Annotated in this window: 3 protein-coding genes; all 3 read right to left on the bottom strand. The window is 39.3% G+C overall.

Annotated features, from left to right (window positions below; genetic code table 11):
* Positions 1-141: 141 nt before the first annotated feature.
* The 3 genes from HZR84_10800 to HZR84_10790 all read right to left on the bottom strand — a co-directional run bounded on the left by HZR84_10800 (position 142) and on the right by HZR84_10790 (position 12070).
* Positions 142-3051: a T9SS type A sorting domain-containing protein gene (locus HZR84_10800; GenBank protein ID QNL22407.1), complete on the bottom strand. Its 2910-nt coding sequence runs from the start codon at positions 3049-3051 to the stop codon at positions 142-144.
* 49 nt (positions 3052-3100) lie between these two features.
* Positions 3101-7222, bottom strand: coding sequence for a T9SS type A sorting domain-containing protein (locus HZR84_10795; protein QNL22406.1), 4122 nt, complete (start codon positions 7220-7222; stop codon positions 3101-3103).
* 108 nt (positions 7223-7330) lie between these two features.
* A complete protein-coding gene (locus tag HZR84_10790; GenBank protein ID QNL22405.1) occupies positions 7331-12070 on the bottom strand; it encodes a T9SS type A sorting domain-containing protein in 4740 nt (1579 codons plus the stop codon).
* Positions 12071-12122 lie beyond the last annotated feature (52 nt).

Genomic DNA, 12122 nt, shown 5'->3' with positions numbered 1-12122 from the left:
GTTGATAAATGTAAAATTTAAATTTGAATGATCGAAATTCATTGTTTCAAAAAACAAATAAGGGCATAAAGATTAATACAAGTAATATCTTGCTATGGGCAGATTAACCTTTTAGATAATAATCAGTGATTACTTTAATAGTTAGTGCTTTGTGAACTTAGTGATTTGAGTAGAACTATTGGATCGAATAATTAAAAAATAAACACCGGTATTTAATTCTGAAACATCAATCCCTTCATTGCAATTAATAGTTGATTGAAAGATAGGTTTTCCCTGAATACTTATTATTTCCAGATAATAATTCTCATTTATTTGCAAATTCTTAATAAACAAAGTGTTATCAACCGGGTTAGGGTATATTACAGATCTATTTAAATATTCATTATTGATATTACTAATTAAAGGAGGTGAATATATTCCGGATGAAGGATTAGATCTGGTTTTAGTATAGTCCGAATCCTTATTTGGGTCGCAACTATCAGGATTATTGACTAAAATGGCATAAAACAATTCAGGATCAGTTCTTGGAAAGGGAGGTATATCTGTATATCTGTTTCCTAATCCTACTGCAAGTGAATCAATCGCTTCCCAGCCCCTTGCCTGAGAATTTCGATAAATAAAGAAAGTCGAATACGAAAATCCTTGATAATTATCCCAATTCAAATTAATTGAATTGGCTTGTACGCCAAAGCTTTGAAGCAGGTGTATTGTTTTATGAGCTAAGGATCTATTTGATTCATTTCCGCAGGTGTCCACCACAGATAATTTATACCTATAAGCTTTAATCAATGGGTTTGATACAGAATCTGTAAATAAACCAATGCTATCTGCCGGAACTGTTCCAATAAGCTGATAAACTCCCGCGGAAGTGCTTTCTCTCCATATTTTGTAAAAATCAAATCTATCTTTATTGGATCCCCGCTCCCAAACTACCTGATTTGAACCTGTCGCACTATCCACAGTAACCAAACAAATTTGAGGTGTCGGAGGAATTTTACTTTGAATGCTCGCATTATAAAAAGCCTTGCAGGTATTGGGTGCTGTAACTATCAAATCATAGTTGCCAAGTGGCACAGAAACCAAATCTTCATTAGTAGAGCCATTTGACCAATTATAAGTATACCCGGTAGTATCACCTGTGGCACTAATAAATATTGAACCCAAATTCGCACCGCAATCCGGATTTACAATTGAATCGAGAATGATTTGAGGAGCACCTATTTCAGAAACAGTGAAATTTTTGGATTTTGTACAGCCTTTTCCGTCTGTAACGGATAGCGAATAGGAACCGGCAGAGAGGTTTGAAATCGCATTACTTGTTCCACCGGTACTCCAATTATAAAGATAACCACCATTTCCTCCTGTCACATTTACCAAAGCCTGTCCATCACTTGCATTGCAATTTGCATTTCCAACACTGATGTTCAGCTGCAATGGAAGCGGTTCAGATATATTAACATTCAAAAGTGAATTGCAACCGGATAGGGTATCTATTGCTGTCAATTGATAGGGGCCTGCCTGTAAACCGGAAATATCATCTGTGGTAAATCCATTAGACCATACTGCTATTTGATAGGTGCCGCTTAATGAAGCGAAAATGTCACCATCGCTACCCCCATTGCAAGTCACATTATTTATACTATCTAAAATTAGATTTGGCCCCCCAATTGAATTAACGATCGCCGAAGCAATATGCTCACAATCGTTTTGGTCAGTAATAGTGACTACATATAAACCGGAAATCAGGCTGTCTATATCCTCTGTTATTTCACCATTGTTCCATAAAAACTCCAGTGTCCCCGTCCCTCCGCCTGCTGTGAGATCAATGACTCCATCAAAGGCATTGCAATTAGCATCTGTAACATTAAATGAACTTGTGATCGCCGGAGCTGGTGAAATAATTAGAGAATCTAATTTAGTGCAACCATTTCCATCAATCATTGTCACATAATAGGTTCCGGCAATAAGGTTTTGCTGTACGGGACCTGTTTCATTTTGTGGCCCTGTCCAAAAATAACTGAAAGGAGGCAATCCGGCGGTCGGTGCTAAAAATGCTTGTCCGTCATTAAACCCGCTACATGAAGGGGAATTTACATTGCTGACTTGAAATCCCGGAGTGGAATTAATTACTATTGAGGCAGTAGCTGTTACTGAAGGATTATCGCCGTTAACCGGGTCGATAGGTGGCACTCCGTCAAAAGGAAGTGAATCATAAGCATTGCAGATATTCCAGTTCCTAAGTGTGATTTCAAATTCATCTCCTCCATTTGCTCCTGACGGAAATGAAATGGGATAACTCAATTCATTTAATTGTGCCTGGGTGACAGGGACTAATATTTCAATTACAGGACCATAAAAAGTGTTTAACAAAGAGCCATTGCCATCCGTGATTTGCACAGTTCCTCCACCGGTATCCAAAGTAAGAGAAGGAATATAAGGACCGGAACCGGTACCGTATACAAATTGAATCCATCTAGTTAATTCATTTGGAGATGCGGGTGAAACAATTGCATTGCAGTTTGGTGTTGAATTATCCTGAAATTGAAATCCATTTATATTCTGATTAGAGCAGACTTCATAATTTGCAGGACTTACAGCTACAGTTCCCGTAAACGAATTATCATCAGCCCATGAAGCTACGGTTTTGTTAATGATTGAAGAGCTGCAAATATCTCCCGCACCAGGCCCGTCTCCGGCAAGGTCATAAAGTAATACCGCATTTGGACTATAATCACAATTCATGCCTACAGGATAAGAAAAATTATCGCTGCCCGTAAATTGAGTGTTTGAGCCATTGGCTGTTGTCGCTAATATGTTGACTGTATTTGCAGGATCATTCCATGTAAACTGAATATAAACTTTACTAGGATCTACCGGTGAAATAAAATCATATGTTAAGGTCCAGTTTGCCGTAACCGGGCCACAAACTCCGTTCGTAGTAAAATTCTCAGTTGTGGATCCTGAAAGCAACCCACATTGCGCTTGCGAATTGGTATGATTTAAGCTTAGGAATATAAAGAGGAGAAAGAAAGTACGTATGTAAAGTTTCATTTGGTAATTGAGTTCAATTCCATGTAAAATATATTCCAAGTTAATTATCTTAATGTTTTATTAGTTTTTTTATCCATTTATTTTTCTCGGACTCAATTTTGATAAAATAACTTCCTGAAGGAAGATTGGATATTGACAAGTTTTCCATTTCATGTAAATCCTGTTTAGAGAGAATTAGATTTCCCTGCAAATTATAAATCTCAAGATTATAAGGCCCTTTATGATTCGATTTCAAATAAATTTCATCCCTGGTAGGATTAGGATAAATCTGTAGTATTTGATCCGTTGGGGTATGGTCAAGATTAATCATAACATTGCTGCTATTTGAATTATTCGATCTTACCATGTGGTAATTCTGATTACAGGTCAATGGAAGTCCCGCCTTGATTACATAATACAACTCCGGATCAGATAACTGAAAAGGTGGTTGATCAGTATAGGAAAATGAATTTGACGGAACAGAATCAATTATTTCCCATCCCTGAGCCTGTGAGTTTCTATATATGAACCATGTATTTAGGGGATATCCCTCATAATTGTCCCAATTGAGATTTATTGTATTAGGAATGACTCCAAAATTCTGTGTTAGATGAACTGTTTTTTTATGTGCAGAAAGCACGGTTTCTAATCCACAAGAATCAACTACACTTACCTTATAGCGTGCATATGAAGCATCAGGATTGGTTAAAGTATCGTAATATATTCCTGCCGAAAGATTATTAGTCTCACCCATTTTCTGATAAAACCCTGCTTGAGAACTTTCTTTCCAAATTGAATAATGATCAAGTCGGGATAAATTAACCGGCACGTCCCAGAGAACAATATTATTCTGGCTTATGCTGTCAAACATAGTATGACAGTATTTTGGAACTCCAGCAGGAATTCTTTCAATATCATCTACAAAGAATGACTGACACCCAACTGGATCGGTGACATTTAAGATATATGTTCCGGGACCTGCACCTGTAAGATCTTCAGTTCCCAAACCATTACTCCACGAATAGACATTTTGTGCAACATTTCCAGTTGTTGTCAGCTGAATTTCGCCCGTACTTCCACCACATGGTACATTAATTATGCTATCAAGGAATATCAATGGCGCTCCAGCATCTGAAATGGCAAAATTACTCATATCAGAGCATCCCTTACTATCACTGTAATTGACTGAATATACTCCTGCGGCGAGAGCATTCACCGTATTTCCTGAACTTCCATTTGACCAGGTAATAGTACCTCCCCCATTTCCGCCAAGCATATTGAGTGTTGCTGTTCCCGTTGAATCATTGCAAATACTTGTAGTTGTAATTACATCCAGATAAATTGGATCGGGCTGAGGTACAAATGCATTAAGTACTGAAACGCAACCCGAAAGAGTATCAGCAACTATCAAATGGTAAGGTCCTGCCTGAATATTAGATAAGTCTTCAGATGTGCCTCCATTTGCCCATATAGACACCTGGTAAATGCCCGAAATGTCGACATCAATAGCTCCATCGCTCAAGCCATAACATGAAACAGAAATAATATTATTAATACTCAAAGAAGGTCCACCCTGAGAACTAACGGGAATACCTTCAATAGCTACACAACCAATGGAATCGGTAATTGAAACGGTATAAAAATTGGCATTTATGGAATTAATATCTTCTGTAGTAGCTCCGGTGTTCCATTGATAGCTCAAGCTTCCCAGACCACCACTCGCCGTCAGGTCAATTGCTCCGTTGTAATTACCACAGGTTGGAGAAAAGATATTAAAGGATCGAACAATTTCCGGTGGGCTGTTAATAACAACTGAATCTGTATAGATGCATCCATTAGCATCGGTCATTTGTACATAGTAGGTTCCGGCGTGCAGATTTTGTTGAAATGGGCCATTTTCCACCGTTGGACCTGACCAATAATAAGAATAAGGTGCTGGGCCCGCAGTTGGAATTAATAGTGCTTCTCCGTCATTATCTCCGTAACATTCCAGGTCGATGACGTTTATCGTCATGAAAGAAGGAAGTGAATTGATGGTCAGATTTATTGTAATGATACTATCGCAACCAGATGAATTAAGTACTGTATCTGTATATGTCCCGCTGGAAGAATAAGTATTGCCTCCGGGGGACAAATAGCTCTGGCATGCCGAAGGAGAAATTGAACTAGTCGTTGGTTGAACGATACTGAGATTAATTGTAATAATACTGTCGCAACCAAAAGAATTGAACAAAGTATCATAATATAATCCGGAAGCAGTATAAGTATTTCCAGCCGGGGATAAATACGAAGTGCAAGCCGTCGGATTAATGCTATCTCCACTACTTGAATTAATTGTTAGGTTAATCGTGATAACAGAATCGCATCCAACTGAATTAAGAATAGTATCTGAATAAACACCCGATGAAGAATAAGTCAATCCTGAAGGAGATAAATAAGAATCGCAGACTACAGGGAATATTGTACTTGATGAGTTTTGTATGCTGAGGTTAATGGTGATAATGCTGTCACATCCCGCTGTATTAGGAATTGTATCAATATATGTACCAGAAGTGGAATATGTATTTCCTGCAGGTGATAAATAGCTAGAGCACGCACTTTCAGAAATTGTAGCAAATGTTGAATTATTTATAGTTAAATTTAGCGTAAGTACTGAGTCGCAGCCTGCTGCGTTGGTGAGTGTATAGTTATAACTTCCACTACCAGAATAGGTCTGTCCGTTTGCCTGCCATGTGTAGCTGTTGCAGCTTGATATAGTTTCCACCGATGAAGTTTGAACACAGGGTCCTAATTTCAGCACATAAATATCTCTACCCCCTGCTGAAGTCAGATTGGAGGTTCCCGGACCAGGGTTGAAATCTCTTGTCCCAGTAAAATTTCCTGTGGTATAAAAATTTCCAGAAGTTCCAGCCTTGACTGAATAGCAATTACTACCCATTCCTGCAGCCCAAATGAAGTTGCCGGAGTTACCCAGAATCTGTACATAGCCCCCTGATACATTGAGGATTCCAGGACCCGGGTCAAGATCCACCGTTCCCGCAGCAAAACCCGCAGTATAGACATTTCCGGAAGCGTCTACATCGATGGAATTACCTTCATCAAATTGGGGTCCACCTACTGATCTCGCCCATTGGAAATTGCCCGAGGCATTCAGCTTTAGGACAAAGGCATCCTCATTCCCAGATGGTGTTAGGTTGAAAATTCCAGCACCCGGATTAAAATCTGCCACTCCCGTAAAAATTCCTGTAGCATATATATTTCCGGCTATATCCAAACTTATTGAACTGCGCCTTTCTTCTGATGCCCCTCCAATAGATTTAGCCCAATTGAAGTTCCCTGAAGAATCCAGATTCAGTATAAAAATATCTTTATCTCCGACAGAAGTAAGGTTAAATGTACCCGGACCAGGATCAAAATCCACCGTTCCCTCATATTCTCCGATGGAAATGACATTACCGGAGGCATCTACTTTGATAGAACGGCCATCATCATAATCAGTCCCTCCAAAGGCTTTGGCCCATAGGAAATTACCTGAGGCATCCAGTTTCAGAACAAAAATATCAGAAGGATTTCCGTTGGAGGTAAGATTGGTGATGCCGGGCCCCGGGTCAAAATCTACTGTCCTTTCAAATGACCCTGTGGTATACACATTGCCGGCGGCATCGACAGTGATTGAGTTACCAGCATCGAACCTAAAATCTCCGATGGATTTAGCCCAAAGGAAATTACCCGAAGCATCTAATTTTAAAATAAAAATATCATCATCTCCTGCGGAAGAAAGGTTGAAGATTCCCGGACCTGGATCAAAGTCTGCGGTTCCACGGAAAAACCCGGTAGTATAGACATTACCCGATGCATCAACCGCTATAGACAATCCTTCATCCGTTGAAGTCCCACCAAAGGATTTTGCCCATAAGAAATTACCAGATGAGTCCAGTTTTTGTACGAATATATCCTGCCCCCCTACAGACGTGAGGATGAAGAGTCCCGGACCCGGATCAAAGTCTGCAGAACCCCAGTAAAACCCGGTGGTATAGACATTACCTGCCCCATCAACAAAAATAGAGAGACCATCATCGTTAAATGACCCTCCCATAGATTTGGCCCACTTAAGGCTCTGTGCTTTTACAGCTCCATTGAATAGAAAAAAGCAAAGGACAAATAAAAGGGAGAACTTCTTAGGGTGAGACATAATAAAGAGGGGTTATTCAAATAATCTTATCCCTTTAAGTTATTGAAATATATAGATTTCTACAAGTCTAATTGTCTATTATAGAACTACTTGCAAGCTATTCCTCATTTAATTTTTGATGAATCTGATGTTCTGAAGCCTGTTTTTACCCTCAAGTTTTAAAATATAAATTCCATCAGAAAGGTCTCCAATTTCAATTCCATTTGAACTGTATTCTGAGCTTCTGAGAACAAGCCCGTTTATGGTCAGTATTGAATATTTCAGACCCACTATAGCGTTATTGCTTCTTAGAAAGACTTTGTGCTTCGCCGGAACCGGAAATACTTCCAATTTGGGTGTTAAAAATGAATTATCATTTAAAGAAGCAAAAGGTGGGCTATAAATTGCAGATGATGGATTTGATCTTGTTTTGGTATAATCCGAATCTTTATTTGGGTCACAATCTTGTGGTGAATTTATCACAATTGAATAGAATAGATTTGGATCAGTTATTGAAAATGGAGGTGTATCTGTATAACTAAATGAATTAGAGGCTACGGAATCCAATAATTCCCAACCCAGTGAATCTGAATTTCGGTAAATATAAAATGTGCTATAAGAAAATCCCTCGTAAGCATCCCATAACAGATTGACTGTATTACTGGCTAAGGCAATGCTTTGCACCAGATGAATTGTTTTGTGATGACCTGAAAGTGCTGATTCAATTCCACAGGTATCTACAACGGATATCTTGTATCTGTATGATTTTAAAAACGGATTGGAAATTGAATCTACAAAAATACCCGGATCCTTGGCAGATACAGTTCCGATATGCTGATACACGCCTGCGCTGGTGGTTTCTCTGTATATTTTAAAGCGATCAAAAGCATCCGGATCAGTCAATTTACTCCATAATACGGTATTATTCCGATTGTATACACCTGAATCCTGAACACCCACTGATACCATACAAATCTCAGGTATGACTGATGTTTCCTGAATGACATTCTGATTATAAAAACCTTTGCACCCCACTGTATCAGTTACCTCTAATGTATAGTTCCCAACTGGTATGTTAATTAAATCTTCTGTCGTATCATTGTTTGACCATAGATAACTATGATCCAATGAATTTCCTGTTGTACTGATATAAATCGCACCGGAATTAGATCCACAGTTAACATTTATAATTGAATCGGTAAAAATTAAAGGCGCTCCTTCATCCGAAACGGTAAAGTTTTTGCTCAATATACACCCTTTAAAGTCACTCACAGTTACATTGTGTAAACCGGCTGAAAGACCGTTTACCGAGCTTCCCATTCCACCTCCGCTCCAATTGATGGTATTGCTTCCATTACCTCCACTTACGATAACAGAGGCAGTACCATCCATTAAACCACAACCCGGTTCATTTATGGAAAGTGCAATACTAATCGGATCAGGTTCAGACACATTAACCAGTCTAAAAGTTTTACAATTGCTGGAGGTATCCAAAGCCCTAACAAAATATGGCCCGGCTTGCAGGTTGATAATGTCTTCCGTTGTTTCTCCATTTGACCATAAATAAGTGCTGTTAGCTCCTATTGCCAAATCAATGGCTCCATCTGCATTTCCATGACATGTCACATTTGTGACGTTATTCACATTGACTGTGGGTCCACCAATATCATTGACAGCCACAGAAAGCAATTCAATACAATTATTTTGATCTCGGATGGTGGCAACATATAAGCCGCTGACCAGATTATTGATGTTCTGAGAAATAACGCCATTGTTCCATTGAAAGCTCAAATTTCCCGTACCTCCGAATGCAGATAAATTGATAGAACCATCATTTAATCCACAGGTGGCATTTGTAACAGAAGGTATGGCTTCAATGCTATCCGCTTCAGAAATATTTATGATTCCTGAATTTTGACATCCATTTTTATCCGTAACCGTAATTTGATAATTCCCGGCGCAAAGGTTTGAAAATGAATTGCCTTCCAGATTTTCTTTCCCGGTTAAATTAAAAAAATGTGGGGCGGTTCCTTTAATACCCTGTAGACTCAAGGTGGCATCACAATTTCCAAAACATCGAGTTGCTGTTTGACTACTCACTGTATAATCAGGAATCTCGGCAAAGCTTATTTTCACATTGTCCTCTGATGAAGGACATATACCATTTGAACTCGTCCATTTTAAGATATAGACACCAAAAGAGTCGATGTTTAATGTGGAGTTATTAGCAGCAATATTTGAAAATGACGCATTTGAACCACTTGGTGAAGAAAGCACCGTCCATTGCCCGGTTCCAACGCTCACAGGCAATGCCTCTAAGCTTGTAGACGTTCCGCAAATCAATTTGTCAGGACCGGCGTCTGCTGTCGTGGGAGAAGCATCAAATGTTATTTGTACCTGATCGGTCAGAGTCGGGCAACTGGTATTCGAAAATCGCCACTCAAGTACATAAGTGCCATAGTTCGTAGAACTTATTGATGTAAAAGGATCATTAGTTGCATTTATTGTTAATCCGGAAGGACCGGCTACCTGAACCCACGTTCCCATACCGGCATCCGGCATGTTACCTTGTAAAGCTGTATTTTGCCCGCAAACAAATTGATCTGGACCTGCCACAGGTATACCCGGGCTTTGATAAAAGTCCAAATTAACTGTATCAGAGTTTGTACTGCATACCCCATTACTGGTTGTCCAGGCCAGTGTATATGTGCCAAATGTATCAATAAGAACAACTGAATTTCTATTTAAAGGGTTAGCTATAAAAGGATTTGAACCTGTTGGAGAATTAAGCAAAGACCAAATCCCTGTTCCAACGCTTACGATTCCCGCATTCAGCACTGTATTATTTCCACAAATCTGTTGATCTATACCTGCATCAGCGATTGAAGGAGGTTCATAAAAGTTAATGGTAACTTGATCGAAAGAAACAGCACAATTCGCATTGCTGATAGTCCATTCAAGAACATAGGTGCCATATCCGGGAACGGTAATAGAAGTTTGCGGGTCATTTGAAGAAGTATTAAAAGTTATAGCTCCACCCGGCCCAGATAGTTTTGTCCAGTTTCCTTGTCCAACAGAAGGTGTATTTCCTGAAAGTGTTGCTGATAGGCCACAAATGTACTGGTTGGGGCCCGCATTGGATAGACTTGGGTTTTGGATAAATGTGACTTGCACGGTATCGCTGCTTGCATTGCAGACACCATTGGTAACGGTCCACACCAAATCGTAAATTCCAAAGGAATCGATTTGTAAATTAGAAGTGGGACTTCCAATATTGGTAAAAAGCGGATTTGAATTTTGAGGAGATGATATCACCGTCCAAATTCCCGAACCTACGCTTGGTATTGCCCCATTCAATGTAGTAGTATTGCCACAGGCTGAAAAATCAATACCCGCAATTGCATTAGAAGGACTTTCATCAAAGGTAATTTCAATTTGATCGGAGAGTTCGGGGCAATTTGCATTTTTAGATCTCCATTCGAGTACATAAGTACCATAATTGACTGCTGTAATTTGACTCTGTGGATCGCTGGTATCAGCAATTGAAAGACCCGTAGGGCCGCCAACCTGAGTCCAATAGCCATAACCAACATTTATTGTATTGGCCATTAGGTTAGTAGATAAACCGCAAATATTTTGATCGGGACCACATACAGGTACGGTAGAAGAAGGATTAAAAATAATTTGAATGGTGTCCATACTTAGACAGGAGTTAAAATCTATGCGCCATTCCAGATCATATACTCCATAATTAGAACCGGAAAAATTAACTGCCGTATTGGGTGCATTTATATCATTGATCAGTAATGGCCCCGGTCCTGAAATTTGTGACCACTGCCCAATCCCTACAATTGCGGAATTTGCATTTAAAAAAGTACTGTTGCCGCAAATTTCCTGATCTGCACCCGCCTGAGCCACAGTTGGGCCTATAATCTGGATGTCGGAAGCGGTGGTTTCGGGAGCAAAGTCTCCATTTAAAGGATCATTGGGTGGAAGACCATTAAAAGGCAATGAATCATACGGATTACAGGTATTCCAGTTTCTTAAAAATATCTTAAACGATTCTCCTATTGTTGTATTCGATCCAAAACTCAGTGGATAACTAATTTCATTTAAGTCGGCAATTGAAACCAGCGGGGGAATTTCAATTATCGGCCCATAGAATGGGGCAAGTAAATTTCCACTATTATCGGTTAGCTGAACTATGCCACCTCCTGTGTCTATGCTAACATTGGGAATTTGAGGTGAGATAGCATTTTGATCGCCGTAAACAAATTGAACCCAGCGTGTTAATTGATTTGGATTAGAAAGTGAAACAGAACCACAATTGGGGATGGTAATATCCTGAATTTGGAAATTGCTTAATGCTTCGCCCACACATTGTTCAGTATTGGAAGGGTTTACCCCCAATAATCCTGTGCCGGTATTATCTGTAGCCCAGCTTCTGATTGATTTATTCCTCTCTGAAGATAGACATAATTCATTTGATTCAATTGATCCATTTCCATTGTCATCATAAGCCAATGTAACTTTGGGGAAATATTCGCAATCACTTCCAGTTGATGGATAAGTAAAAAACTGGGTGCCACTAGAAGGCATGCAATCCAATCCCGTGCAATTGGCAGAAACATCCTGAATTGTACTTCCGGGATCATTCCATTCAAAACGAAAAAATACTTTTGAAGGGTCAACAGGAGCAATAAATGAATATTCTATATCCCAGGATACAGTGACAGGAGCACACAAACTCGATGTAGAAAAATTTTCAGAGCTATTTCCAGATAAAAAACTGCACTGCGCAAAGAGGCAGCCGGTATTTAAAATAATTACAACAAAAAGACTAAAAATAGTATTGGCAAATCTTTTCATGTTATTGCCTGATTATGCCCTATATGGCCGATTATTTAAATAGTTTACACGA

Source organism: Hyphobacterium sp. CCMP332, assembly GCA_014323545.1.
GTDB lineage: Bacteria > Bacteroidota > Bacteroidia > Cytophagales > CCMP332 > CCMP332.
This window is presented reverse-complemented; position numbering and strand designations above follow the sequence as displayed.

Bases quoted from the DNA above. Each gene is read 5' to 3' on its own strand.
- HZR84_10800 (QNL22407.1), bottom strand. From the start codon at position 3,051: ATGAAACTTTACATACGTACTTTCTTTCTCCTCTTTATATTCCTAAGC.
- HZR84_10795 (QNL22406.1), bottom strand. From the start codon at position 7,222: ATGTCTCACCCTAAGAAGTTCTCCCTTTTATTTGTCCTTTGCTTTTTT.
- HZR84_10790 (QNL22405.1), bottom strand. From the start codon at position 12,070: ATGAAAAGATTTGCCAATACTATTTTTAGTCTTTTTGTTGTAATTATT.